This is a genomic window from Limnohabitans sp. G3-2, from assembly GCF_002778275.1.
GTDB lineage: Bacteria > Pseudomonadota > Gammaproteobacteria > Burkholderiales > Burkholderiaceae_C > Limnohabitans_A.
Map to the genome: position 1 here is coordinate 1 of NZ_NESG01000009.1, position 26,434 is coordinate 26,434.

At 51.8% G+C, this 26,434-nt stretch carries 28 protein-coding genes; 21 read left to right on the forward strand and 7 right to left on the reverse strand.

Annotation, left to right across the window (positions count from 1 at the left end; genetic code table 11):
- A partial coding sequence (locus tag B9Z31_RS14205) for a site-specific integrase (RefSeq protein WP_143473854.1) occupies positions 1-688 on the forward strand: 688 nt, incomplete at its 5' end.
- Complete coding sequence (locus B9Z31_RS14210) at positions 663-1,340, forward strand: hypothetical protein (protein WP_143473855.1); 678 nt, start codon at positions 663-665, stop codon at positions 1,338-1,340. The genes B9Z31_RS14205 and B9Z31_RS14210, both read left to right, overlap by 26 nt.
- Positions 1,341-1,453: 113 nt before the next feature.
- On the opposite strand, the gene B9Z31_RS14215 is transcribed toward B9Z31_RS14210, so the two are convergent.
- Together B9Z31_RS14215 and B9Z31_RS15390 are read right to left on the reverse strand one after the other, a co-directional pair.
- Positions 1,454-2,053, reverse strand: a complete 600-nt coding sequence (locus tag B9Z31_RS14215; RefSeq protein ID WP_100120223.1) for a site-specific integrase — start codon at positions 2,051-2,053, stop codon at positions 1,454-1,456.
- A 347-nt stretch (positions 2,054-2,400) separates the two neighbouring features.
- Positions 2,401-2,952 (reverse strand): hypothetical protein, encoded by a 552-nt coding sequence (locus tag B9Z31_RS15390; protein ID WP_143473856.1) that lies wholly within the window; start codon positions 2,950-2,952, stop codon positions 2,401-2,403.
- Between the two features lie 126 nt (positions 2,953-3,078).
- On the opposite strand from B9Z31_RS15390, the gene B9Z31_RS14220 reads away from it, so the two are divergent.
- The 6 genes from B9Z31_RS14220 to B9Z31_RS14240 all read left to right on the forward strand — a co-directional run bounded on the left by B9Z31_RS14220 (position 3,079) and on the right by B9Z31_RS14240 (position 8,033).
- A complete protein-coding gene (locus B9Z31_RS14220; RefSeq protein ID WP_100120224.1) occupies positions 3,079-3,522 on the forward strand; it encodes a hypothetical protein in 444 nt (147 codons plus the stop codon).
- 93 nt (positions 3,523-3,615) lie between these two features.
- Positions 3,616-3,879 carry a hypothetical protein gene (locus B9Z31_RS14225; RefSeq protein ID WP_100120225.1) on the forward strand — a complete coding sequence of 88 codons (264 nt, stop codon included), beginning with the start codon at positions 3,616-3,618 and terminating at the stop codon, positions 3,877-3,879.
- Positions 3,876-4,598, forward strand: coding sequence for an ATP-dependent Clp protease proteolytic subunit (locus tag B9Z31_RS15395; protein ID WP_143473857.1), 723 nt, complete (start codon positions 3,876-3,878; stop codon positions 4,596-4,598). The genes B9Z31_RS14225 and B9Z31_RS15395 overlap by 4 nt, the downstream gene beginning before the upstream one ends.
- Before the next feature lie 17 nt (positions 4,599-4,615).
- Positions 4,616-4,858, forward strand: a complete 243-nt coding sequence (locus B9Z31_RS14230) for a hypothetical protein (protein ID WP_100120226.1) — start codon at positions 4,616-4,618, stop codon at positions 4,856-4,858.
- Between the two features lie 1,140 nt (positions 4,859-5,998).
- Positions 5,999-7,381 (forward strand): site-specific integrase, encoded by a 1,383-nt coding sequence (locus B9Z31_RS14235; RefSeq protein ID WP_100120227.1) that lies wholly within the window; start codon positions 5,999-6,001, stop codon positions 7,379-7,381.
- Positions 7,356-8,033, forward strand: a complete 678-nt coding sequence (locus B9Z31_RS14240; protein ID WP_143473855.1) for a hypothetical protein — start codon at positions 7,356-7,358, stop codon at positions 8,031-8,033. Before B9Z31_RS14235 ends, B9Z31_RS14240 begins: the two co-directional genes overlap by 26 nt.
- A gap of 113 nt (positions 8,034-8,146) precedes the next feature.
- On the opposite strand, the gene B9Z31_RS14245 is transcribed toward B9Z31_RS14240, so the two are convergent.
- Positions 8,147-8,746, reverse strand: coding sequence for a site-specific integrase (locus B9Z31_RS14245; RefSeq protein ID WP_100120223.1), 600 nt, complete (start codon positions 8,744-8,746; stop codon positions 8,147-8,149).
- A 347-nt stretch (positions 8,747-9,093) separates the two neighbouring features.
- Entirely contained in the window at positions 9,094-9,645 is a 552-nt protein-coding gene (locus B9Z31_RS15400; RefSeq protein ID WP_143473856.1) for a hypothetical protein, read from the reverse strand.
- Positions 9,646-9,771: 126 nt separating this feature from the next.
- Between B9Z31_RS15400 and B9Z31_RS14250 the strand changes: the two genes are divergently transcribed.
- From B9Z31_RS14250 to B9Z31_RS14275, 7 genes are all read left to right on the forward strand, one after another.
- On the forward strand, positions 9,772-10,215 hold the full coding sequence (locus B9Z31_RS14250; RefSeq protein ID WP_100120224.1) for a hypothetical protein: 444 nt from the start codon (positions 9,772-9,774) through the stop codon (positions 10,213-10,215).
- Between the two features lie 93 nt (positions 10,216-10,308).
- A complete protein-coding gene (locus B9Z31_RS14255; RefSeq protein ID WP_100120225.1) occupies positions 10,309-10,572 on the forward strand; it encodes a hypothetical protein in 264 nt (87 codons plus the stop codon).
- Entirely contained in the window at positions 10,569-11,291 is a 723-nt protein-coding gene (locus B9Z31_RS15405; RefSeq protein WP_143473857.1) for an ATP-dependent Clp protease proteolytic subunit, read from the forward strand. The genes B9Z31_RS14255 and B9Z31_RS15405 overlap by 4 nt, the downstream gene beginning before the upstream one ends.
- 17 nt (positions 11,292-11,308) lie before the next feature.
- Entirely contained in the window at positions 11,309-11,551 is a 243-nt protein-coding gene (locus tag B9Z31_RS14260; RefSeq protein ID WP_100120226.1) for a hypothetical protein, read from the forward strand.
- A 1,076-nt stretch (positions 11,552-12,627) separates the two neighbouring features.
- Positions 12,628-13,242: an FMN-binding negative transcriptional regulator gene (locus B9Z31_RS14265; RefSeq protein ID WP_100120228.1), complete on the forward strand. Its 615-nt coding sequence runs from the start codon at positions 12,628-12,630 to the stop codon at positions 13,240-13,242.
- The gene (tadA, locus tag B9Z31_RS14270) at positions 13,212-14,618 is read left to right on the forward strand and encodes a tRNA adenosine(34) deaminase TadA (protein ID WP_255408661.1); all 1,407 of its coding nucleotides are present in this window, start codon (positions 13,212-13,214) and stop codon (positions 14,616-14,618) included. The genes B9Z31_RS14265 and tadA overlap by 31 nt, the downstream gene beginning before the upstream one ends.
- 15 nt (positions 14,619-14,633) lie before the next feature.
- Complete coding sequence (locus tag B9Z31_RS14275; RefSeq protein WP_100120230.1) at positions 14,634-15,545, forward strand: LD-carboxypeptidase; 912 nt, start codon at positions 14,634-14,636, stop codon at positions 15,543-15,545.
- A gap of 37 nt (positions 15,546-15,582) precedes the next feature.
- Here the strand turns inward: B9Z31_RS14275 and B9Z31_RS14280 are convergent, their stop codons facing one another.
- Positions 15,583-16,119, reverse strand: a complete 537-nt coding sequence (locus B9Z31_RS14280; RefSeq protein WP_233200990.1) for a hypothetical protein — start codon at positions 16,117-16,119, stop codon at positions 15,583-15,585.
- Positions 16,120-16,460: 341 nt separating this feature from the next.
- Between B9Z31_RS14280 and B9Z31_RS14285 the strand changes: the two genes are divergently transcribed.
- The 4 genes from B9Z31_RS14285 to B9Z31_RS14300 all read left to right on the forward strand — a co-directional run bounded on the left by B9Z31_RS14285 (position 16,461) and on the right by B9Z31_RS14300 (position 21,644).
- Positions 16,461-17,651 carry a YbfB/YjiJ family MFS transporter gene (locus B9Z31_RS14285; RefSeq protein ID WP_100120232.1) on the forward strand — a complete coding sequence of 397 codons (1,191 nt, stop codon included), beginning with the start codon at positions 16,461-16,463 and terminating at the stop codon, positions 17,649-17,651.
- A 138-nt stretch (positions 17,652-17,789) separates the two neighbouring features.
- Positions 17,790-19,901, forward strand: coding sequence for an ATP-dependent DNA helicase RecQ (locus B9Z31_RS14290; protein ID WP_233200992.1), 2,112 nt, complete (start codon positions 17,790-17,792; stop codon positions 19,899-19,901).
- Positions 19,902-19,932: 31 nt separating this feature from the next.
- Complete coding sequence (locus B9Z31_RS14295) at positions 19,933-20,430, forward strand: hypothetical protein (RefSeq protein ID WP_100120318.1); 498 nt, start codon at positions 19,933-19,935, stop codon at positions 20,428-20,430.
- On the forward strand, positions 20,427-21,644 hold the full coding sequence (locus B9Z31_RS14300; RefSeq protein ID WP_100120234.1) for a CaiB/BaiF CoA-transferase family protein: 1,218 nt from the start codon (positions 20,427-20,429) through the stop codon (positions 21,642-21,644). Before B9Z31_RS14295 ends, B9Z31_RS14300 begins: the two co-directional genes overlap by 4 nt.
- A gap of 13 nt (positions 21,645-21,657) precedes the next feature.
- Here the strand turns inward: B9Z31_RS14300 and B9Z31_RS14305 are convergent, their stop codons facing one another.
- Together B9Z31_RS14305 and B9Z31_RS14310 are read right to left on the reverse strand one after the other, a co-directional pair.
- A complete protein-coding gene (locus tag B9Z31_RS14305; protein ID WP_100120319.1) occupies positions 21,658-22,644 on the reverse strand; it encodes a tripartite tricarboxylate transporter substrate binding protein in 987 nt (328 codons plus the stop codon).
- A gap of 217 nt (positions 22,645-22,861) precedes the next feature.
- Positions 22,862-23,569, reverse strand: coding sequence for a VOC family protein (locus B9Z31_RS14310; protein WP_100120235.1), 708 nt, complete (start codon positions 23,567-23,569; stop codon positions 22,862-22,864).
- A 99-nt stretch (positions 23,570-23,668) separates the two neighbouring features.
- On the opposite strand from B9Z31_RS14310, the gene B9Z31_RS14315 reads away from it, so the two are divergent.
- Positions 23,669-24,274 (forward strand): isochorismatase family protein, encoded by a 606-nt coding sequence (locus B9Z31_RS14315; RefSeq protein WP_100120236.1) that lies wholly within the window; start codon positions 23,669-23,671, stop codon positions 24,272-24,274.
- A 228-nt stretch (positions 24,275-24,502) separates the two neighbouring features.
- Entirely contained in the window at positions 24,503-26,401 is a 1,899-nt protein-coding gene (locus B9Z31_RS14320) for a propionate--CoA ligase (RefSeq protein ID WP_100120237.1), read from the forward strand.
- Positions 26,402-26,434 lie beyond the last annotated feature (33 nt).

Here is a 26,434-nt window from a genome sequence, read left to right on the forward strand (position 1 = left end):
ATGGTGGCAACGAACACCGAAGGGCAGTGCGAACAGGGACGAAGAAATCTACTATCGGAGATCAATCAGAGATTTCATCTTGTTGATGGCAAACTTTGGATTCCGAACAGGTGAACTTCTTCAATTGAAATTCGGCAATGTCAAAGTGCATGATGATGCAACTGAGCACAGTTCGGAATCAGCAACTGTGAAAGTATTGGCTGAAACTTCAAAGGTAAGGAAGGAGCGGACGGTTCGGAGTCGTCGTGGTGATATCTTCAATCGTCGGAAAACATATTCACGGTTCTTTGGTGAAAATTCATTCGTCTTTTCTATGTACGGAGAAGACAAGATGATGACGACAACAATTCTATATGACTATTTCACTGACTTAAAGAAAGAGGTCAAGAAGAAATATCCAGACTATGATGATTCATTGTCATTGTATTCATTGCGTCATTTTTGGATCACATTGCAGTTGATTCATGGGAAAGTTGACATTCACAAAGTGGCAAGATTTGCAGGAACAAGTTACACGCAAATCGTCAATCACTACGATGGAATGAAGGATGCTGAAGTCTCAAATCAATTGATGGCAGTGAAATTGCGCTTTGATGTTGAAAATGATGGCATCTATGTCATGCAAGACAAAGCAAAAGATGAAGACGAAGGAGACAAGGAAGATGGCAAGATCAAAGAAACGACTTGAAGAACTTCTGAATCGTCTTGAGTCTGGCGAAGATATTGCGGCTAGAGATTTGAAGAATGCATTGACTGAGATGGAATTTCAGCAATTCGAAGATGAATGGAAATGGTATCAAGACACTAAGAAGGACGTATGGATAGAGAGTTCATCAGGTTATGACGAATTTCTGAAAGTAGGTGATTTTCTATATAGCAAATCTGAATCTACGAGATTCAAAAAAGAGGTTAGGAAGAAGTTCGCATACGATGCTGAGCATCAATATGAATTAGCATTAGAACAACTTCAAGCAGACATTTCACAAAATCCAGCAATTGCGGCAGCGTATGACAGAGCACCAGATACAACTTTGCCTGGTGTTGATCCAAGTTATACGGGAATGCCACGAAAGATAACTTCTAAGAGTCTTAACAATCAGAGCAATGTCGTATTCAGTGCAAGTGGTGGATCAACAATTGGAAGAGTCAACACGACTAAGCGTGATTTGAAAATCAAGACAATTAGAAATAGTTTGGCTCTTTTTGATAGCAATGAGGATTGCAAGGAAATTAGGAAGGACAGGTCGGAAGGTGAGGTTGGTAGGAGCGAAGTTGTTAAATATGGAACAACTAGTCAAGCAAATAAGTTGAAACAGATGTTGGAAAAACTCAAAAAATAGACAGTCAATTTTCATGCATTTGCATTTGCATTGCATGAATTTATTCTGTCTATTTTTCTCCCATTAAATCCATAAAAAAACTCGCCCAAATGAGCGAGTGTGTGTGACCGAAATCAGAGCAGTTCTACAGCGTTCTGTAGCATCGTCTGATTCACATCAATATAGCGTTGTGTCACCGCTAGACTACGATGACCTGCCAATTCTTGCAGAACACGCACAGAGACACCCTTAGACGCTAAATTTGTCAAGAAACCACGACGACCTGAGTGCGAACTTGCACCATCAATTCCTGCACCCTTGTAGATGTGATGAAAGTGCTGTGCCAATGTGTTTGCTGAGAAACCACGCTGATAGTTCTTTTGCGATGCAAACAATGCCCTTGTTGTGTCTGTGAGTGTGACAGCAAGCAAGTCCTTCAATTTGAATCGTGCTGACAGATAGTTGTGTAATTCCTGTTGCATCTTTTGCGAGAGTACAACTGTGCGCCCATGATTGCCTTTCGTTTGTTCAGCCGAAAGACGAATTGAGTCTTTTATTGACCCATCCGAATTCAGTATATCGCAGATCCTAATTGATGCAACTTCACCAACTCGCATTCCACAGTCTGTCGTCATCAAGAACATTGCCTTATTTCGTGCTGAGTGTTTGTGTGCTGTGATGTACAGCAGAACTTTCCGTGTGTCTGTAGAAGTCAGAACCTTTGCCTGTTTCATATTTTTTTCCTTACAAATCAAAGAATTTCAATGTATTTATTGTGTTCCCTTTGAAAAGATATTCCTAGCCTTTCACTAGAAATTTGTTTCCTCAATGTTTTCAACAACTTAGCGAATAATCAATGAGATGTGCAGATGCCTGTGATTTCTGATGTAGTCAGTTTGCTCCCTTGGTCAGTGAATTAATTTGATGCTCTCAAATCCAGTCCTAATGCGTTCTAGATGCATTCCCTGTATTGTCAGTATGTCATTCAGTCTCAATACATAAATTTAGAGTGCAGACGAGCACTACAAATACCATGCATCTGTAGATTTTGCAAATAGCCACTCGCATTGACCTCACTTGTCTAGTTGAGTGCTTGATGCGGTATCCAACAATTCTGAACTGACCAAATTCCGCTTGTTGACCACAATCTTTCCCTATCTGTTCGTCCCTCTTTGACTGAATAGTTAATTGCACGACATGCACTTTCCTTGTCATTCTTGATGTTGTAAAAAGATAGATTGTCCGATTGCTTCGCTTTGTACAACCATCCATATGTCAAGAATTGATAAATTTGTGCATCTGTCAGTTGCTCAGGTAAGTTACCCAAAAGCAAGTTGACATGTATTGTTAGTTCATTGTTAGTTGTCTCATATGCTCCTTCCACTGTTGCGAACGACAACGGCTTGTAAATTTCAGGTTTTCGCTTTGCACGATTGATATGACCTGCATGAATTTTTGCTTCAAATACTTGCAATGCGAAATGCAAATTCTTATTTGTCTGGTCAACATAGTAGTCAAGTGTTTTTTGTGACTTGTTGGCAGAACGGAATTTGGTATGCAATACGGCATAGTGAGAAATATGGTCTGAATATTTCTGGAAATGCTGTGCAACATCGTTCGCTGTGTAGTTCATGCATTTATTTATGCATAATCAAATAGATGGTAAAAATAATCAAAGAAAGTAGCTTGATATTGGCTCATTAATTGTGGTGCTGGGAACAAAATTCATGCTGTCATAACAAATACTGAAAGGCATGAAATGGCAACAATTCTGAGTGCTCTGAAATTGGTTCAGGCAAAGCGTCAAGCAAAGACTGATTCGGTTCAATTTCGTCGCGGGAAGGTCCTGGTCAAGTTGGATGAACAGATTGAACTTGCAAAAGCATTGCGATCTGGTCAAACATTGAACATCAAGCGTGTGCGAAAAGAGCGAGACGAAATGACAGGTGTGCTTCGCACTATTGAATCAGTCAAACGAATCAAGCAGTTTTGGTTCAAATCAGAATCGGGCAAGACTTGTGTGGAACTTCTGTACGGTCAGACAGCGATTGAGTTCAAGAAGGGCGTGACAGCGATTGAACTTGCTGATGATGGGCAAGTTGTTGAAGTGCTTCAGACGCTACGCAAGGCTGTGGAAGTAGGGGAGTTAGACACTCACATCACGGCGGCAAGCGAGGTCGTGAAGGCTAGGTTTCGTAAGTGAAATAGACGGAAATTTTTCATGCATACTATGGATGTTTATGAAATTTGCATGATTGGCAAAATTCTGTTAGATTGGATCTAATTTGGAGTAGATATGGCACTTATCACACAGATCAAAAAAGCAGTTATTTCTGGCGATATCATGCAACCATTCACAGTTCAAGATTTGAAAATTTGGATGCTTGAGAAAGATATCAGGAAAAATGATGGTGAATATTATGCGGAAGCATCAGTTAATTCCATCCTTTCTAATTCAGATTTGCTTAACAAACCCACATCAAATTTAAATGCAAAAATTTTGATAAGCACGAAATTTCTGATGTTGCGAAAGAATACTGGTTTGATATTTGAGTTATGAAAATTCGCTTACTCTTTTCAACCTTGCTTGTAATTGCACTAATCGGATGTGCAGATGCACCAAAGCAAGATGACATTCAAATGCTTGGCAGTACTTACCGATGGTATGGAGCTAAGATCTCAGTTTTGCAAGACTTTACGGTATCCGGATTAAGAATTCGTGTAAGTCGTTCAGCATCTTTCGTTAGGGATATGTGCGTTAAAGGTGAAGCACGATTCATTGAACTTGATGGTCCTATTAATAAAGATACATCTTTTATTTTGGAAAAAGTATTATCGTCATTTCAACACTGTGAACTTGATAACGGTGCTGTTTTTCCAGGTTATGTCTACATGAACTCAAACGGTGGAACTTTAAGTGATGGATTTTTGATCGGTAGAACTTTACGAAAACATGATGCGTTTACGGCTTTGCAAGTCTCTCAGCGATGCGCATCCGCTTGTGCAGTGGCGTATCTCGGTGGCACGAGCAGATCTATGCACAGGGATGCAAGACTGATTTTCCACTCCCCATACATTAAAACAAATGAATATGGTGTTGACAAGATAAAATGTGCAGACAGGCGAGATGCTAATGATCTTCTCAAATATTACAAAGAAATGCTGCCATCTAATGCTGCGGACAAACTTTTTGAAAGAACAATGGACTATTGCTCACAAGAAGCAGGATGGACGCTTGATTCTGGTGCCGCTAGTTTTTTTAATGTTACTTCAAACTGAATTTTCTGGAGAAATCAATGTCTGATCTTAAAACTGCAAGTCAACAACTTGATGACGCAATCAAAGCGGCTGAAGCTGCGGCTGCAAAGGTTGAGGAACTCAAAAAAGTCACTCGTGAAGAAGATTTGAAGAATGTACTTGCGTTGATTGCTCGTCATGGCTTCACGCAAACTGATTTGAAATCTGTTTTGAAAGTTCGCGGCACTACTGCAAAGACTGCGACAGGCACAAAACGGGCGTATGTTCGCAAGAAGAAGTGATTGATTGACTAATATGTGAGTACGCTAAATACTCACATGCGCTTTTCTCAATTCAGTTCATATCTACACAAGTACAAAGTCACGGTTCGTGTCATTGATGGTTCGCAATCAATGACAGTCAATTTAACTTTGGAGATTGATGGAATTTTGCAAGCAAGGTTTGTTGCATCAAAGTTGTTCGGTTCAAAGAATGTTGTTTCAGTCTCAGAGATTAGGAACGAATTCATTGAATCAACTGAAACATTAACAGCGGATCAATTGAAGGTTAAGAGTCTTCAAGATCAACAAAAGCGATACGGTGAACTTGCAAAGCGTGAGAAGTCGAGACAATCGCTAGTCAAAGCGCAAAAGAAGATGCACCTATCAAATATGTCTTATTCACACTTGTAGTTAGTATGATAAAAAAAACTTTTGCGATTCTTTTTGTTTTAATTTCAATTCCATCGCGTGGTCAGAATCTTGAGCCAATTTTCAATAGTTCTGTGGCGAAAAAAGATGCTGTTCATGATGTGAAATCAAAAATTTCTGCATTATCGCGAAAAGAAAATATTCTTCTTCGCGAGTGTGTTACGAAGCACAGTCTGACTAGATTTGATAATTTTGAATTTTCATACAGACCAAAAGCCAACCCATCAGATCCATTTTCGAGCATGCGAATAGATCTCAATTGGAATAAATATCACGGATCACAGGTAGTGGTTTTTATACTTAATTCAGGCAATGATAGATTCGGCGATGTAAAGACTATCGAGCATATTTGTGGTTGGGGCGGAGACGATTACAGGATGCTTTACTCGACTAGTTCACTTGCAAACTAGTTGCAAATTTGTCACTAGAATTCACTGAAACTTAGCAATGATGCGCTTTGCAACGGTCGGCAATCAATCGTTTTTCAAATTGTCAATTGCATCAACAATTTAGACATGGAGAATTCGTGCATGAATACTATAAAGTTGCAAAGTAGTTGCAAATTCGTAAAATATTTAATAAAATCAATGACTTACAAGGATGGAGTCATTGAGTGGGAGTGATTGGTTGTTTGTAAGTTGTTGATTTATAAAGAAAAACAACTTACAAACTTGTTGCAGACTTTTGGGAAATGCGTTATAAATCAAGCATTTACAAATTTTACTGTGACAAATGTTGCGAACACGAATTACCGCTGTTGACAATGATGCTGATGTGCAAATCAAGCGTCTCAACAAGAATCAAAAACAAGTGCGAATGCACGATGTTCTTGAAATCTATGATGGCGAAGTCAGAATTTTTCGGACCACACACAGCGGTGATGTGTGGCAATTACGAATGTGGATCTCGCAAGAGAAGAAGTACATTCGCAAATCTCTCAAGACAAGAGACAAACTAATTGCAATTGAAATTGCAAAGGCTGAGTACATTCAGTACAAAGCAAGACTATTGAATGGTGAGAAATTATTCTCACTGACAGCGTCAGATTTGCGGAACAAGTATCTTGAGCATGTCACTGAATTGGTTGAAGGTGGTCAAATCAGTGCAGGTCGTCTGACGAACATAAAGACATACACAAAGCATTATCAAGATTTCGTTGGCAAAGAAGCGAAGATTCAGAACATTGCTGAAGACTTCTTTGATGGTTATCGTGCATTCAGACAAACCAAAGTTAAAGGTATCACGATGACTGTGGTTGTGAATGAGTCAATCACAATCAAGCAAATGTACAAATGGGCAGTGAAGAAGAAATTGATTTCTTCAACATATGTCCCAGATTTCGGGCGAATCAAAGTCCCGAAGAATGAAACTCGGCGTGAAAGTTTTACTGTCATTAATTATGACAAGTTGGTCAATGTTGCAAAAAAATGGTGGCAACGAACACCGAAGGGCAGTGCGAACAGGGACGAAGAAATCTACTATCGGAGATCAATCAGAGATTTCATCTTGTTGATGGCAAACTTTGGATTCCGAACAGGTGAACTTCTTCAATTGAAATTCGGCAATGTCAAAGTGCATGATGATGCAACTGAGCACAGTTCGGAATCAGCAACTGTGAAAGTATTGGCTGAAACTTCAAAGGTAAGGAAGGAGCGGACGGTTCGGAGTCGTCGTGGTGATATCTTCAATCGTCGGAAAACATATTCACGGTTCTTTGGTGAAAATTCATTCGTCTTTTCTATGTACGGAGAAGACAAGATGATGACGACAACAATTCTATATGACTATTTCACTGACTTAAAGAAAGAGGTCAAGAAGAAATATCCAGACTATGATGATTCATTGTCATTGTATTCATTGCGTCATTTTTGGATCACATTGCAGTTGATTCATGGGAAAGTTGACATTCACAAAGTGGCAAGATTTGCAGGAACAAGTTACACGCAAATCGTCAATCACTACGATGGAATGAAGGATGCTGAAGTCTCAAATCAATTGATGGCAGTGAAATTGCGCTTTGATGTTGAAAATGATGGCATCTATGTCATGCAAGACAAAGCAAAAGATGAAGACGAAGGAGACAAGGAAGATGGCAAGATCAAAGAAACGACTTGAAGAACTTCTGAATCGTCTTGAGTCTGGCGAAGATATTGCGGCTAGAGATTTGAAGAATGCATTGACTGAGATGGAATTTCAGCAATTCGAAGATGAATGGAAATGGTATCAAGACACTAAGAAGGACGTATGGATAGAGAGTTCATCAGGTTATGACGAATTTCTGAAAGTAGGTGATTTTCTATATAGCAAATCTGAATCTACGAGATTCAAAAAAGAGGTTAGGAAGAAGTTCGCATACGATGCTGAGCATCAATATGAATTAGCATTAGAACAACTTCAAGCAGACATTTCACAAAATCCAGCAATTGCGGCAGCGTATGACAGAGCACCAGATACAACTTTGCCTGGTGTTGATCCAAGTTATACGGGAATGCCACGAAAGATAACTTCTAAGAGTCTTAACAATCAGAGCAATGTCGTATTCAGTGCAAGTGGTGGATCAACAATTGGAAGAGTCAACACGACTAAGCGTGATTTGAAAATCAAGACAATTAGAAATAGTTTGGCTCTTTTTGATAGCAATGAGGATTGCAAGGAAATTAGGAAGGACAGGTCGGAAGGTGAGGTTGGTAGGAGCGAAGTTGTTAAATATGGAACAACTAGTCAAGCAAATAAGTTGAAACAGATGTTGGAAAAACTCAAAAAATAGACAGTCAATTTTCATGCATTTGCATTTGCATTGCATGAATTTATTCTGTCTATTTTTCTCCCATTAAATCCATAAAAAAACTCGCCCAAATGAGCGAGTGTGTGTGACCGAAATCAGAGCAGTTCTACAGCGTTCTGTAGCATCGTCTGATTCACATCAATATAGCGTTGTGTCACCGCTAGACTACGATGACCTGCCAATTCTTGCAGAACACGCACAGAGACACCCTTAGACGCTAAATTTGTCAAGAAACCACGACGACCTGAGTGCGAACTTGCACCATCAATTCCTGCACCCTTGTAGATGTGATGAAAGTGCTGTGCCAATGTGTTTGCTGAGAAACCACGCTGATAGTTCTTTTGCGATGCAAACAATGCCCTTGTTGTGTCTGTGAGTGTGACAGCAAGCAAGTCCTTCAATTTGAATCGTGCTGACAGATAGTTGTGTAATTCCTGTTGCATCTTTTGCGAGAGTACAACTGTGCGCCCATGATTGCCTTTCGTTTGTTCAGCCGAAAGACGAATTGAGTCTTTTATTGACCCATCCGAATTCAGTATATCGCAGATCCTAATTGATGCAACTTCACCAACTCGCATTCCACAGTCTGTCGTCATCAAGAACATTGCCTTATTTCGTGCTGAGTGTTTGTGTGCTGTGATGTACAGCAGAACTTTCCGTGTGTCTGTAGAAGTCAGAACCTTTGCCTGTTTCATATTTTTTTCCTTACAAATCAAAGAATTTCAATGTATTTATTGTGTTCCCTTTGAAAAGATATTCCTAGCCTTTCACTAGAAATTTGTTTCCTCAATGTTTTCAACAACTTAGCGAATAATCAATGAGATGTGCAGATGCCTGTGATTTCTGATGTAGTCAGTTTGCTCCCTTGGTCAGTGAATTAATTTGATGCTCTCAAATCCAGTCCTAATGCGTTCTAGATGCATTCCCTGTATTGTCAGTATGTCATTCAGTCTCAATACATAAATTTAGAGTGCAGACGAGCACTACAAATACCATGCATCTGTAGATTTTGCAAATAGCCACTCGCATTGACCTCACTTGTCTAGTTGAGTGCTTGATGCGGTATCCAACAATTCTGAACTGACCAAATTCCGCTTGTTGACCACAATCTTTCCCTATCTGTTCGTCCCTCTTTGACTGAATAGTTAATTGCACGACATGCACTTTCCTTGTCATTCTTGATGTTGTAAAAAGATAGATTGTCCGATTGCTTCGCTTTGTACAACCATCCATATGTCAAGAATTGATAAATTTGTGCATCTGTCAGTTGCTCAGGTAAGTTACCCAAAAGCAAGTTGACATGTATTGTTAGTTCATTGTTAGTTGTCTCATATGCTCCTTCCACTGTTGCGAACGACAACGGCTTGTAAATTTCAGGTTTTCGCTTTGCACGATTGATATGACCTGCATGAATTTTTGCTTCAAATACTTGCAATGCGAAATGCAAATTCTTATTTGTCTGGTCAACATAGTAGTCAAGTGTTTTTTGTGACTTGTTGGCAGAACGGAATTTGGTATGCAATACGGCATAGTGAGAAATATGGTCTGAATATTTCTGGAAATGCTGTGCAACATCGTTCGCTGTGTAGTTCATGCATTTATTTATGCATAATCAAATAGATGGTAAAAATAATCAAAGAAAGTAGCTTGATATTGGCTCATTAATTGTGGTGCTGGGAACAAAATTCATGCTGTCATAACAAATACTGAAAGGCATGAAATGGCAACAATTCTGAGTGCTCTGAAATTGGTTCAGGCAAAGCGTCAAGCAAAGACTGATTCGGTTCAATTTCGTCGCGGGAAGGTCCTGGTCAAGTTGGATGAACAGATTGAACTTGCAAAAGCATTGCGATCTGGTCAAACATTGAACATCAAGCGTGTGCGAAAAGAGCGAGACGAAATGACAGGTGTGCTTCGCACTATTGAATCAGTCAAACGAATCAAGCAGTTTTGGTTCAAATCAGAATCGGGCAAGACTTGTGTGGAACTTCTGTACGGTCAGACAGCGATTGAGTTCAAGAAGGGCGTGACAGCGATTGAACTTGCTGATGATGGGCAAGTTGTTGAAGTGCTTCAGACGCTACGCAAGGCTGTGGAAGTAGGGGAGTTAGACACTCACATCACGGCGGCAAGCGAGGTCGTGAAGGCTAGGTTTCGTAAGTGAAATAGACGGAAATTTTTCATGCATACTATGGATGTTTATGAAATTTGCATGATTGGCAAAATTCTGTTAGATTGGATCTAATTTGGAGTAGATATGGCACTTATCACACAGATCAAAAAAGCAGTTATTTCTGGCGATATCATGCAACCATTCACAGTTCAAGATTTGAAAATTTGGATGCTTGAGAAAGATATCAGGAAAAATGATGGTGAATATTATGCGGAAGCATCAGTTAATTCCATCCTTTCTAATTCAGATTTGCTTAACAAACCCACATCAAATTTAAATGCAAAAATTTTGATAAGCACGAAATTTCTGATGTTGCGAAAGAATACTGGTTTGATATTTGAGTTATGAAAATTCGCTTACTCTTTTCAACCTTGCTTGTAATTGCACTAATCGGATGTGCAGATGCACCAAAGCAAGATGACATTCAAATGCTTGGCAGTACTTACCGATGGTATGGAGCTAAGATCTCAGTTTTGCAAGACTTTACGGTATCCGGATTAAGAATTCGTGTAAGTCGTTCAGCATCTTTCGTTAGGGATATGTGCGTTAAAGGTGAAGCACGATTCATTGAACTTGATGGTCCTATTAATAAAGATACATCTTTTATTTTGGAAAAAGTATTATCGTCATTTCAACACTGTGAACTTGATAACGGTGCTGTTTTTCCAGGTTATGTCTACATGAACTCAAACGGTGGAACTTTAAGTGATGGATTTTTGATCGGTAGAACTTTACGAAAACATGATGCGTTTACGGCTTTGCAAGTCTCTCAGCGATGCGCATCCGCTTGTGCAGTGGCGTATCTCGGTGGCACGAGCAGATCTATGCACAGGGATGCAAGACTGATTTTCCACTCCCCATACATTAAAACAAATGAATATGGTGTTGACAAGATAAAATGTGCAGACAGGCGAGATGCTAATGATCTTCTCAAATATTACAAAGAAATGCTGCCATCTAATGCTGCGGACAAACTTTTTGAAAGAACAATGGACTATTGCTCACAAGAAGCAGGATGGACGCTTGATTCTGGTGCCGCTAGTTTTTTTAATGTTACTTCAAACTGAATTTTCTGGAGAAATCAATGTCTGATCTTAAAACTGCAAGTCAACAACTTGATGACGCAATCAAAGCGGCTGAAGCTGCGGCTGCAAAGGTTGAGGAACTCAAAAAAGTCACTCGTGAAGAAGATTTGAAGAATGTACTTGCGTTGATTGCTCGTCATGGCTTCACGCAAACTGATTTGAAATCTGTTTTGAAAGTTCGCGGCACTACTGCAAAGACTGCGACAGGCACAAAACGGGCGTATGTTCGCAAGAAGAAGTGATTGATTGACTAATATGTGAGTACGCTAAATACTCACATGCGCTTTTCTCAATTCAGTTCATATCTACACAAGTACAAAGTCACGGTTCGTGTCATTGATGGTTCGCAATCAATGACAGTCAATTTAACTTTGGAGATTGATGGAATTTTGCAAGCAAGGTTTGTTGCATCAAAGTTGTTCGGTTCAAAGAATGTTGTTTCAGTCTCAGAGATTAGGAACGAATTCATTGAATCAACTGAAACATTAACAGCGGATCAATTGAAGGTTAAGAGTCTTCAAGATCAACAAAAGCGATACGGTGAACTTGCAAAGCGTGAGAAGTCGAGACAATCGCTAGTCAAAGCGCAAAAGAAGATGCACCTATCAAATATGTCTTATTCACACTTGTAGTTAGTATGATAAAAAAAACTTTTGCGATTCTTTTTGTTTTAATTTCAATTCCATCGCGTGGTCAGAATCTTGAGCCAATTTTCAATAGTTCTGTGGCGAAAAAAGATGCTGTTCATGATGTGAAATCAAAAATTTCTGCATTATCGCGAAAAGAAAATATTCTTCTTCGCGAGTGTGTTACGAAGCACAGTCTGACTAGATTTGATAATTTTGAATTTTCATACAGACCAAAAGCCAACCCATCAGATCCATTTTCGAGCATGCGAATAGATCTCAATTGGAATAAATATCACGGATCACAGGTAGTGGTTTTTATACTTAATTCAGGCAATGATAGATTCGGCGATGTAAAGACTATCGAGCATATTTGTGGTTGGGGCGGAGACGATTACAGGATGCTTTACTCGACTAGTTCACTTGCAAACTAGTTGCAAATTTGTCACTAGAATTCACTGAAACTTAGCAATGATGCGCTTTGCAACGGTCGGCAATCAATCGTTTTTCAAATTGTCAATTGCATCAACAATTTAGACATGGAGAATTCGTGCATGAATACTATAAAGTTGCAAAGTAGTTGCAAATTCGTAAAATATTTAATAAAATCAATGACTTACAAGGATGGAGTCATTGAGTGGGAATGAAAGACAAGGCACCTTCGGGTGCCTTTGTTTTGGTACAGTCATTTCATGTACTTGCCCCAGCAATTCAACCACCCGCAGCATGCCGCCACCATCATGCGCGAGCACCCATTCGCCAGTTTGGTGTCCACCGATGGTGATGGTTTCCCCTTTGTCACGCATTTGCCGCTCAAACTGATCGAGGCAGATGGCCAAGCTGTGGCGCTGCTGGGGCACTGTGCACGCGCCAACCCGCATGCGGGCTATTTGCAGGCGCGGCCTCAGGCGCTGGTGACGTTCATGGGGCCGCAGGCTTACATGTCGCCAGCCGTTTACCCCGATCTGCAGCGCGTGCCGACTTGGACTTATCTGGCGGTGCATGCCCGGGTAGAGGCCCGGATGCTGGACGGCAACGAGGCCAAAGACGCCATGCTCAACCAGATGATCGCCGATCACGAGCCGCCCTACGCCGCGCAGTGGCGGGCCTTGCCCGAGAGCTACGCGCACGGCATGCTCAATGGCATTGTGGCTTTTGAGTTGAAGATTTTGGACCTGAAAACCAAGGTCAAGATCAACCAGCACCGCCCCGAATCGCACGCGGCCATGCACGCCGCCTACGCCCAAGGCGGCGAACAAGAGCAAGCCCTCGCCCAGTGGATGCAGCGGCTGGGCATGGTGGCGTGAGCGTGGACTCGGCAAGCCAAGACGCGCACTGGATGGGCCTGGCTCTGGCGCAGGCCCGAGAGGCCGCCGCCGCAGGCGAGGTGCCGGTGGGCGCCGTGGTCGTGAAAGACGGCCAGGTGCTTGCCAGCGGCCGCAACGCCCCGATCGCCAGCCACGACCCGACGGCGCACGCCGAGGTGGTGGCCCTGCGCGAAGCCGCCCGGGTGCTGGGCAACTACCGTCTGGACGGTTGCACCCTGTATGTGACGCTGGAGCCCTGCGCCATGTGCAGCGGCGCCATGTTGCACGCCCGATTGGACCGTGTGGTGTTTGGCGCAGCCGACCCGCGCACAGGCGTGGCCGGCTCTGTGCTGAACCTTTTTGCCCACACCCAACTGAACCACCAGACGCAGGTGACTGGCGGTGTGCTGGGCGAGGCATGCGGCCAGTTGCTCAAAGATTTTTTCAGGCCCAAAAGAATGAACGCCCAACCCCTCAGAGAAGACGCCCTGCGCACACCCGATGCAGCGTTTGCCGATGTGCCCGACTACCCCTGGCAGCCCCATTATGTGAACGACCTGCCCAGCATCGCGGGCTTGCGCATGCACTACCTGGACGAGGGCCCCAAGGACGCGCCATGGACCTGGCTGTGCCTGCACGGCAACCCGGCCTGGAGTTACCTTTACCGCAAGATGATCCCGGTCTGGCTGGCGGCGGGGCACAGGGTGGTGGCGCCTGACCTGATCGGCTTTGGCAAAAGTGACAAGCCCAAGAAGGACAGTTTTCACCAGTTTGAAACGCATCGCCAGTCTTTGTTGGATTTGACGGAACGGCTGGATTTGCAGCGCGTGGTGCTGGTGGTGCAGGACTGGGGCGGCATATTGGGGCTGACTTTGCCCATGGTGGCGCCACATCGCTACCAAGGCCTGCTGGTCATGAACACCACCTTGGCCACGGGCGAGCAAGCGCTGAGCGATGGTTTTTTGGCCTGGCGCGATTGGTGCCAAAGCCAGCCTCAGTTTGGCGTGGGCAAACTGTTCGCACGCGGCAACCGCACCATGACGCCTGCTGAGACGGCCGCCTACAACGCCCCCTTCCCGGACCAAGGCTTTCGCGCCGCGCTCAGAGCCTTTCCACCCATGGTGCCGGAGTTCTTCGACTCGCCCGGAGCAGCTCTTTCCAGGCAAGCGCGAGATTTTTGGCGCAAGGACTGGCAAGGCCAGAGCTTCATGGCCATCGGGCAACAAGACCCGGTGCTGGGTGAGCTGGTCATGCGACATTTGCAAAGCCAAATCAAGGGCTGCCCCGAGCCCATGTGCCTGCCCGAAGCCGGGCATTTTGTCCAAGAACAGGGCCGGGCCATTGCCGAGGCGGCTGTGCGACACTTCAGGCCCTGAAAAAGAACACCGCCCATGGCCCACATCTACATTTTTTCCCCCTCCAGCGCGGTGCGCGACAAAGCCGCTTTTCGACGGGGCGTCAAGCGCCTGAAAGCGCAAGGTCACGAGGTGGAAGTGGATGAATCTGCCTTGGACACCCACATGCGTTTTGCGGGGGACGACGCCACCCGCGTTGCGGCCATCGCCCGCGCTGCGGCCAGTGGGGCCGATGTGGCCCTCATCTCACGCGGCGGCTACGGCCTCACGCGCATCCTGCCCGCCTTGCCCTACAAACAGATCGCCAAAGCCATCGACGGCGGCACTCAGTTTGTGGGCCTGAGCGATTTCACGGCATTCAACCAGGCGGTGTTCGCCAAGACCGGCCGCATCAGCTGGCAGGGCCCAGCCTTGGGTGAGGACTTTGGCCCGGAGCAGGCGCCTGACGACATCATGCAAGCTTGTTTTGACGACCTGCTGCTCGAGCAAGGCGAGGGCACGGGCTGGCAACTGCCCAAAGCCGAGGCCGAGCGCCGTGTGTTGGTGAAAGACGCGGTGCTCTGGGGCGGCAACCTGACGGTGCTGACCGCCTTGCTGGGCACACCGTATTTCCCGCAGGTCAAAGGGGGTGTGCTGTTTTTGGAAGACGTGGGCGAGCACCCTTACCGGGTCGAGCGCATGCTCACGCAGCTTTTGCATGCGGGCGTGTTGGGTCAGCAAAAAGCGGTGTTGATCGGGCAATTCAGCCAATACAAGCTGGTGCCCACGCACGACAAAGGGTTCAAGCTGGCCACTGTGGTGGACAGGCTGCGCAGCCAGATCAAGGCGCCCGTGCTGACCGGTTTGCCTTTTGGCCATGTGCCGACCAAGGTGCTGCTGCCCGTGGGGGCCCCAGTGGACCTCGTGACCGAAGGGCGTGACGCGCTGATGGTTTGGGGTCACCTTTGAAGGGCCCTGTGGCCGGGGCCGGGACCCTCAGGCCTGGTCACGCGCGGCGTTGCGCCACAAACCCCGACAAATAGGCCGACAGCCACAGCGGCGAGAGCTCTTTGTGGATCACCTGGATGCTGGCGGGTGAAGTGGCCGTGCTGAGCGGCGGCACCAGATCTGGCTCTTGGGACATGATGAGGGTGTGCGCCACGGTGTGCCGCGAACTCATGAACTTTTGCAAGATCTCCAACACCTTTTCTTGCTGCTTTCTCTCGCCCATCAACTGCAGCACCAGCAAATCGTGTTTGTCGTTCAGCAGTTCCAGCAAGGCCTCGGTCAAGGACTCCTGAAACACCGCCTGCAAAGGAAGATGCCACTGGCCCATGTCTTTTTTGAGGCGCGCCATCAGATCGGGCGACTCGATCACCAGCATCACTTTGACTGGCCGGTCGGCGCTTTGTCGGGGCAACTCTAAAAAGTTGTTGGCGCTTTGGTAATTCATGACCGAAGCCAGTGAAATACGGCGGTGGCCACCAAAGGTCTTCCAGGCTTGCAAGACATGGTTGTCCACCAACTTTTGGATCGTCGCCATGGACAAGCCCAAACGCTTGGCGGCTTGGGAGCTGGTTAAAAATTCAGCATTCGCGCTGTTCTTCTCGCTTTTTGTGATTTCAGTCATTGTCTTGATTTTTTAATTGGTATTTATTGTGTTTTTAAATTATTATTTTTGACAAATATAAATCCCAATTTGGGCCGTCTGATGTTGAATTCAAACAAATCCATGGAGCATCCCCAATTGGGGATGTTTGTGATGAATTTGTTAAATATCCTATAAAAACCATTGAGGCCCATGGCGTGGGCGGAGGGTGTGCTGCCTCTGCGCCCGCCAAAGTGACTGTTGCGCGGCGCACGCCCGGCTAACATCGCCAGCACATGAGCAAAGACATTCCTTCCACCCTTCAACCCTGGCAAGTCATGGTGGGAGGCATTTGCGGACTGGTTTTGTCCATCGGCTTGGCCCGCTTCGCTTTCACGCCCCTGTTGCCACAGCTGCAGTTGCAAACCGGTTTGAGCGATGCCGCAGCAGGCGTCTTGGCCGCCATCAATTACGCCGGTTACATCTCGGGCGCTCTGGCCGCAGCCTGGATAGACGGTGCGCGCTGGCGGCATCGCCTCTACAGCATGGGCCTGTGGCTGTCGCTGTTGTCTGTGGCCGGCATGGCCTTGTCGACATGGATGCCCAACTGGCTGCTGTGGCGTTTTTTGGGTGGATTGTGTGGGGCCACAGGCATGCTGCTGGGGGCTGGTTTGGTTTTGGGTTGGTTGATGCGACAAGGTCGACGTCCCGAGTTGGGGGTGCTTTTCATCGGTTTGGGTTTGGGCATTGTGGTGTCGGCACTCGGTGCCTGGGGCGTCGACAAAATCTGGCCTCTTTGGTCGAACCAGTGGCTGGCCATGGCCGCCATGGGGTTGGTGTTTTTGATCCCCGCCTGGTTGTGGCGGCCTCCCGTGCCGCCAGCGCAGCCCAGTGCGAGCCATGCTGCAGATGCGCCCAAGGTCTCACGCCGCTGGATGCTCACCATGGCGGCCAGCTACTTCGCCGCAGGCTGGGGTTTTGTCATCAACGCCACCTTCACCGTGGCCATGGTCGAGCGCGAACCGGCCTTGGCCGGGCAGGGCGCTCTGGCCTGGGCCCTGGTGGGTCTGGCAGCCATGCCGGCTGTGTTTTTGTGGGACAAGGTGGCCCGGCGATGGGGGGACACACGGGCCTTGTTGCTGGCCTTTGGCTTGCAAACGGTGTCGGTGATCTTGCCGGCACTCTCTGGATCTTTGGCCGCCGCACTGGGCGGCGCTTTGGGCTACGGCGCCACCTTCATCGGCATCGTCAGTTTGACTTTGGCCCTGGTGGGGCGACGGGCCCCCCACAACCCGGGAAAAGCCATGGCCCGCCTGACTTTGAGTTATGGCGCCGCCCAGGTCATCGCCCCCTTGGTGGCCGGGGCCATGGCGCAGGCCACCGGCACATTCAAGGGGGCGCTGTGGTTGACGACGGGGGTGATGCTGCTGGGCATGGCCTTGTTGGCGACACTGCCAGAAGACGAAACGCCCTCTGTTCACACTTAAAAGTCCTGTTGTCCCGCTGGCGTTTGGGGCCCCCAGGGGAATGTGTCTCTTGGACGCCGTCTCGGTGTGGCCTTGGGCCGGCACCGCACAATGGCCCCTTGGTTCAAGCAGTCGTGAATGAAACGAACACCGCCTCACATGCACACACCCACTCAGTCGCCGACTCAGGTGCCGAATCAGGCACCGACGCAAGCACCGCTCACCCGCGCATTCGCCGAGCAGCACATGCACACCACCTTGGCCCGCCTGGCCGGGCCGGGTGCCGTGCCGCGCGCCGACCAAGTGGACGCCGTCCATGCCGTGCTGCAGCCTGCCTCGCGGGTGTTGGTGGTGCAGGCCACGGGTTGGGGCAAGTCTGCGGTGTATTGGGCGGCCACGCACGCCATGCGCAGCAGGGGCGCGGGCCCCACCTTGGTGGTGTCGCCACTTCTGGCACTGATGCGCGACCAAGTCAGCGCCGCCGAGCGGGCGGGCCTGAAGGCGGCCACGGTCAACTCCACCAACACCGACGACTGGGACGGGGTGTTCCAGCGGCTGGAGGCAGACGCCATCGATGTGTTGCTGGTCTCGCCAGAGCGCCTGGGCAACCCACGCTTTGCGGCGCAGCTGGGCGCTTTGCTGGCCCGGGTGGGCTTGATCGTGATCGACGAGGCGCATTGCATCAGCGACTGGGGTTTTGACTTTCGGCCCGATTACCAGCGCCTGGCGCGCGCGCTCTTGTCAACGCCCACCGCCAGTGTGCTGGCCACCACCGCCACGGCCAATGAGCGGGTGACTTTGGACATTGGGCAGCAACTGGGCGTCGGCACGCTCACGTTTCGCGGCACACTCGCCCGCACCTCGCTCACCTTGTCGGTGGTGCCGGGTTTGTCGCCTTTGCAGCGCTACGCCTGGATCGCCGATGCGCTCGAGCAGCTGCCGGGCTCGGGCATTGTCTATGTGCTGACGGTGGCCGAAGCCGAGCGGCTCACCGCGTTTTTGCGCAGTTGCGGCCACGCGGTCGACGCGTACTCAGGCCAGACTGACGCCGACACCCGCTTGAAAGTGGAAGAGCGTTTGCGCCACAACCAGCTCAAGGCGGTGGTGGCCACCTCAGCGCTGGGCATGGGTTACGACAAACCGGACCTTGGTTTTTGTGTGCATGTGGGCTCACCCTCAACCCCGGTGGCCTATTACCAGCAAGTGGGCCGGGCGGGCAGGGCGGTGTCGCATGCCGCGGGGGTCTTGCTGCCCTCGCAGGCCGATGAGCGCATTTGGGATTACTTCGCCACCGCGTCCATTCCGGATGCAGCCATCGCTGACAAGGTCTTGCGCAGCCTGGGCAAGGCCGAGCGCGGCTTGCTGGAGATCGAAGCCGACACGGGCGTGCGCCGTGGGCGCTTGGAGGCGCTGCTCAAAATTTTGGCGGTGCAAGGCGTGGTGGACAAAAACGGCAGCGCTTGGCGGGCCACGGGGGCGCCCTATGTGCACGACGCCGCCAAATGGACCGCGCTGGCCCAGGTGCGCCAGCACGAGGCGGGCATCATGCGCCAGTACGCGCAGGGGCAGGGCTGCCTGATGGCGTATTTGCAAACGGCCTTGGACGATCCTTCGCCCGCGCCTTGTGGGCGCTGCTCGGTGTGCACCGGGCATGTGCCGTTCCCCGGCCTTGTGCCGTCACCCGAAAAACAAACCGCTGCCCGAGACTTTTTGCGCGGCATGACGGTGGACATCGAGCCGCGCAAGCGCTGGCCCCCTGGGGTGGGCCGCCAGGGGAGCATTCGCGGCTTTGACATGGGCCACGCCGTGGCTTTTGCCGATGACCCGGCTTGGGGGGCCGAGCTGCAGGAGATGCGCACCGCCGCACCCGGGGATGTGCCGCAGGAGATGTTGGCGGGGGCCGTGGCCTTGCTCGGGCGCTGGGCCAAGACCTGGCCAGTCCGTCCGGCGTGTGTGGTGCCCATGCCCGGGCCCGACATGGCTTCCAACCTGCGCTTGGCCGAGCACATCGCCCAAAAGGGACGACTGCCCTTGCGCGATGTGTTCCGTTGGACGGGCGGGCCCGCGCCGCACGACGCGGCCTCCACCCCGGTGGTGGCGCATCTGGAGTCGGCCATTGGCCTCGCACCCGATGCCGCCCTGCCCGCCGGGCCGGTGCTGTTGGTGGGCACCGATGTGCGCACACGCTGGACGGCGACGGTGGCGGCAGCGCTGTTGCGCGAGCAGGGGGCCTCGCAGGTGATGCTGCTGGCTTTGCACCTGCGGCCTTGAGGCATGATCGGCGCTTGATTTGAAAAAGACCATGAACGACACCCCCCCAGACATGCAAGACACGCAAGACCAGCCCCTGGTGCAGGAGCCTCGCCGTTGGCAAAACGAACAATGGACCGCCCAAGTCATCAACAACGACGATGACGATGGTTGGGCCGTCGCCATGTACAAAGCGGGCGAAAGCGAACCCGCGCTCGTGGGGCCTTGGACCATGGGCCGTGACAAAAAGAACCCCAAGCCGCTGGACGGCTCGGCCTTCATCACCTTGGTGAAAACCGCCAGCGAATTTGTCCGCCGCAGTGAGCAGCAGTTGCATGCGCAGCTGAACCAAAGCGTCACCGTCAATGGCCAGGACAGTCGCATCACGGTGTTCTTGCGCATCGTGCCCGACGAGGACAACCCATACGCCATGCTCAGTGCGCAGGACGACAGCGGCAAGGCTTTGGCCGAGGTCAAGGTGACCGCTGGCTTCAAACTCAACCGCCAAACCGCCCAAGCGTGGGTGGATGCCGAATTTGCCAAACCATGAGCAGCGCCCCAGCTTTTTTACCGTCCACCGGCCCGCTGGCCGGGCTCAAGGTCCTCGAACTGGGCCAGTTGATTGCGGGCCCGTTTGCGGCCAAAACTTTGGCCGACTTTGGCGCGGATGTGGTCAAGATCGAGCCACCCGGTTCGGGTGACCCCTTGCGCCAATGGCGTTTGATCAAAGACGGCACCTCGGTCTGGTGGCAAGTGCAGTCGCGCAACAAACAGTCTTTGGCGCTGGACTTGAAGCAGCCCGCAGCGCAAGACATCGTGCGCCAACTGGCGGCCGAGAGCGATGTGCTGATTGAGAATTTCCGACCGGGGGCGATGGAGAAATGGGGTTTGGGGCCGGACGATTTGCTGGCGCTGAACCCGCGTTTGATCATGCTGCGCGTGAGCGGTTACGGCCAAACCGGCCCTTACCGTGACCGCCCCGGTTTTGGCGTGGTGGGCGAAGCCATGGGCGGCATTCGCCACCTGACGGCAGAACCCGGCCGGGTGCCGGTGCGGGTGGGCATCAGCTTGGGCGACACCTTGGCGGCTTTGCACGGCGTGATCGGCATTTTGTTGGCCCTGCACGAGCGCCAGACTTCGGGCCGGGGCCAGGTGATCGATGTGGCTTTGTACGAGGCCATGTTCAATTGTATGGAAAGCCTGCTGCCCGAATACAGCGCCTTTGGTGCCGTGCGCGGGCCCGCTGGCAGCGCCCTGCCGGGCATCGCCCCGAGCAACGCCTACCTGTGCAAGGACGGCGGCTATGCCCTGATTGCGGGCAATGGCGACAGCATCTTCAAGCGCCTGATGGCCGAAATTGGCCGCGAGGACTTGGCCCAGGACCCTGGTTTGAACGACAACACTGGCCGTGTAGCCCGCGTGGCCGAAATCGATGGGGTGATCGGCGGCTGGGCCGCGCAGCGCACCGTGGACGAGGTGCTGGCCGCGCTGGACCGTGCCAGTGTGCCGGCCGGGCGCATCTACACCGTGGCCGACATCGCACACGACCCGCATTACCAAGCGCGTGACATGCTGCAAACGGTGCACCTGGACGACGGCAGCGATTTGATGGTGCCCGGCATCGTGCCCAAACTGTCACGCACTCCTGGCAATCACCGCCGCAACGCGCCGGGAGTGGGGCAAGACAGCGATGCGGTGCTGGCTGGCATGGGCCTCAGTGCCGCACAAATTCAGGCCCTGCGCGAGCAGGGCATTGTGGCCTGATGCCCTCGGCCGATCACTGGGCCTTGGCGCCCGAGTCCTTCACCACCTTGGCCCATTTGGTGATTTCGGTCGCCTGGTAGCGGGCCAACTCTGCCGGGCTGGACAGCACCGGGTCGAGGCCCAGGGTTTTGAGGCGTTCTTGCACCTCAGGCAGTTTGAACACGCGAACAACTTCGGCGTTGAGCTTGTCGATCACAGGACGGGGCACATTGGCCGGGGCAAACATGGCAAACCAAGTGGTGGCCTCAAAACCGGGCACTGACTCGGCCACGGTGGGCACCTCGGGTGCCGCCGGAGAACGGGTGGCGGTGGTTTGTGCCAAAGCCCGGATCTTGCCCTCTTTGGCCATGGGCAGGGCCGAGGGCATGTTGTCAAACATGACCTGGATGCTGCCGCCGATCAGGTCGGGAATGGCAAATTGACGGCCCTTGTAGGGCACGTGTTCCATGGTGGTGCCGGTGAGCGACTTGAAGAGTTCGCCCGAGACGTGCACCGAGGTGCCGATGCCGGGGGAGCCAAACGAGAGTTTGTTCGGGTTGGCCTTCATGTAGGCAATCAGCTCGGGCACGTTTTTGACGGGCAGGGCGTTGTTCACCACCAGCAGGTTGGGGGCCGAAGCGATCAGCGAGATGGGGCTGAAGTCCTTGACCATGTCGTAGGGCATTTTTTCGTAGAGCGCCCCATTGATGGAGTGCGTGCCCACGGTGCCCATGACCAGGGTGTGGCCGTCGCCTGGCGACTTGGCCACGTTGTCTGCGCCGATGTTGCCGCCCGCGCCGGGTCGGTTGTCGACCACCACGGGAAAACCGAGCTGCGCTTTTTCGCTGAACAGGCGCGCCAGGATGTCGGGCGCACCGCCTGAGGGAAAGGTCACCACCAAGCGCAAAGGCTTGGTGGGGAAGGTTTGTGCCATGGTGCCCGTGGCGCCCATCGCCCCGATGCAGATCAGCAAGCCAGCGAGTTGGCGGCGAAGCGGCGAAGCGATAGTGGACGCTCGCAGGCGCGAAGGTGTTTGGGCTGGGGTGCGGGGTGTGCTGGCGTGTGGGTTCATGGTCGTCTCGGGTTGTTTGAATCCACTTTAGAGCCCGCTGTGCGGGCTTGGGAGGGTGAAAACCCTGTGAGTGGGGGGGGCGCAGTCCCCGAGGTGTCCGTCAGCCCTGCCAAGGGGCCGATGCGGGCCCAGCCATGCCGCCCCTTGGCGAGCTTGGGGTTCAGACTCAGACGCCCATGCTCTGCAATTGCACCAAGCCTTTGGGGGTTTGCAGGGTGGCCACCAAGTTGGCATCACCTGCCTCAACAGCGATGCCTTCGAGCCCCAGGGCGTCGTAAGCGGCTTGCAGCTTGATGGCGCTGGGGTGGCTCACGCTCAGGCTTTGCAGGGTCACGCCCGAGCGGGGCAGGCTGTTGCGTGGGTGCAGGCGCAGCGGGTCGGTGGCGTCGGGTTTGCCCCATTGGATCAAGGTGGGCAAGGTGCCGTCGAACAGGCGTTCGCCGTCTTCGCGCACCGTGATTTGCCAGTGGAGTGTGCCTTTGCCCGACTTGCGGCTGGCGTGTACAACCTGTCCGCGCTCAATCCCTTGGGTGCGCAGCACGTGCCGGGCGGCTTTCACGTCGTCGGTGCTGCTGACAAAGTGGATCAGGCGAGGGCCTTGTGCCACCGCTTTTTGCAAAGCCGCGTCGTCCATGTCGAACCAGCGCGGCACTTGTGAGCGCTTGGGGATCACGGCCGCTGGGTTGATGGCGATGATTTCGAAATACGCCAATGGAAACTTGGGCGAGGCGATTTTGAACAGGCGGTTGTGCGTGCCGTATTTTTCGTGTTCGCCGCCGGGGCCGGGGGTGATGCCGAGTGTGTCTTCGCACCACTGCACGCCTTCGGTCAAGGACGAAGCCATCACCACGAGGTGGTCAATTTGGGTTTTCATTTTTTCAAGGGGGAATGTTCGCGCTGAGCATAACGGATGCGCACCCCCGTGTCCCCGCGCGGGCCTGCGACAATCACGGCTACTCTCAATGGAGCCCTTATGTTGATCGATGCAGACGAAAGCCAACTGGTGTTGGTGGATTTTCAGGCCCGCCTCAAGCCCGTGATGTGGGACGCCGATGCGGTCTGGGCCAACGCGGCCCGCTTGGCCACGCTGGCCAAAGCACTGCATGTGCCCACTTGGGGCACCGAGCAAAACCCGTCCCGTTTGGGTGAGATGCCCCCTGAAATTCGCAGCCACTGCCGCCAAGTGCTGGCCAAAATGCAGTTCAGCGCCGTTGAAGAAGGTCTCGGTGAATGGCTGCAACCCGAAGCGCCCCCAGCGCCGCGTGGCAATGCCCGCAGTTTGCCGCGCCACCTGCAAAAGCCCCAAGCCGGGGCTGAGGAGCGCAAAACCATTGTGCTGGCCGGCTGCGAGGCGCATATATGCCTGATGCAAACCGCGCTCGATTTGCTGGAAGACGAGTTTGAAGTTTGGGTGGTGACCGATGCGTGCAGCTCGCGCACCGAGCGCAACCGCGACGCCGCCTATGACCGCTTGGCCGGTGCAGGGGCCGAGTTGGTGACGGCCGAGATGGTGGCTTTTGAGTGGGTGCGCACGGCCGAGCACCCGGACTTCAAGCTGCTGCAATCGCTCTTCAAATGAAGCCACGGCAGGCACCCATCCTCGGGACGAGGGTGGGGCGGCCTGAGCCTTGATGGCGAGCGGGCGATGCGCCCACTGGGCAGGGCATATCTCAGATCAAAGGGCGCACCCGCGCAAGTCAGCTTCTTGCAAGTCCCTTCACCATAATTATGAATTCAGAAGAGCGGTGTGCCTGCCAAGATGTGCCCGCTCGCGGGATCCCTATTGGCTGGCATTCAGGAGACTTTCATGGGCAGCTTTGCTGACTTTCACGCACGCTCGATCAACGACCGCGATGCTTTTTGGGCCGAGCAGGCCAAGTTGGTGGACTGGAAAGTGCCGCCACAGCAAATTTGTGACTACCATAACCCACCCTTTGCCAAGTGGTTTGTGGGGGGGCAAACCAATCTGTGCCACAACGCGGTGGACCGCCATCTGGCGGATCGGGCCGACCAGCCCGCGCTGATCTTCGTCTCGACCGAAACCCATCAAGAAAAAACGTACACCTTCCGTGAGCTGCACGCCGAAGTGCAGCGCATGGCCGCCATCTTGCAAGACCTGGGTGTGGTCAAAGGCGACCGCGTGTTGATTTACATGCCCATGATCGCCGAAGCGGCTTTTGCCATGCTGGCCTGCGTGCGCTTGGGCGCGATCCACTCGGTCGTGTTTGGCGGTTTTGCCTCGCACTCGCTGGCCACCCGCATCGAAGACGCTTCGCCCAAAGTCATCGTCAGCGCCGATGCGGGTTCGCGCGGCGGCAAGGGGGTGCCCTACAAGCCTTTGCTGGACGAAGCGATCCAGATTTCGGCCCACAAACCCGCCCATGTGATCATGGTGGACCGCCAAATGGCCGCCTTCACCCCCGTGGCTGGGCGCGATGTGGACTACGCCACCGAGCGGGTCAAGCACATGGATGCGGTCGTGCCTTGTGTGTGGGTGGAATCCACCCACCCCAGCTACACGCTGTACACCTCCGGCACCACCGGCAAACCCAAAGGCGTGCAACGCGACACAGGGGGCTACACCGTGGCCCTGGCCGCCAGCATCCCCCATATTTTTGAAGGCAAGCCGGGCGGCACCTTTTTCTGTACCAGCGACATCGGCTGGGTGGTGGGGCACAGCTACATCATCTACGGCCCGCTGATCGGCGGCATGGCCACCATTCTTTACGAAGGTTTGCCCATCCGTCCTGACGGTGGCATTTGGTGGAGCTTGGTCGAGAAGTACAAGGTGCAGGTCATGTTCAGCGCCCCCACCGCCATCCGCGTGCTCAAAAAGCAAGACCCCGCGCTGTTGTCCAAGTACGACCTGTCCAGCCTGCAAGCCCTGTTCCTGGCCGGCGAGCCGCTGGACGAGCCGACCGCCAAATGGATTTCCGAAGGCCTGAACGGCAAGGCCATCATCGACAACTACTGGCAGACCGAAACCGGCTGGCCGATTTTGAGCATTTGCAATGGCGTGGAGAAAGCGCCCAGCAAGTTCGGCTCGCCGGGCAAGGCGATTTACGGCTACAACGTCAAGCTGGTTGACGACCAGACCGGCGAAGAGTTGACCGGCGCCCACCAAAAAGGCGTGTTGACCATCGAGGGCCCCTTGCCCCCCGGCAACCTGCAAACCATCTGGGGCGACGACGAGCGTTTCGTCAAAACCTATTGGAAAACCGTTCCCAACAAGCTGGTTTACAGCACCTTTGACTGGGCGGTGCGGGACGAAGACGGCTACTTCTTCATTTTGGGGCGCACCGACGACGTGATCAACGTGGCCGGTCACCGCCTGGGCACCCGCGAGATCGAGGAGAGCATTTCCAGCCACCCCAACATCGCCGAAGTGGCGGTGGTCGGTGTGGCCGATCAGCTCAAAGGTCAGGTGGCCATGGCGTTTGCGATCGCCAAGGACACCTCGGGCTTGACCGATGCTGCCGCCCGCAAAGCGCTGGAGGCCGAGGTCATGAAGGTGGTTGACGCGCAGCTGGGCGCTGTGGCCCGGCCTTCGCGTGTGCTGTTTGTCACGGCCTTGCCCAAGACGCGCAGCGGCAAACTGCTGCGCCGGGCCATTCAGGCGGTGGCCGAGGGGCGCGACCCCGGTGACTTGACCACCATGGACGATCCAGCCGCCTTGCAGCAGATCGTGGATCTGATCAAAGGCTGATCCCCCAGGCCCCGCACCGTCGGGGCCTTTTTT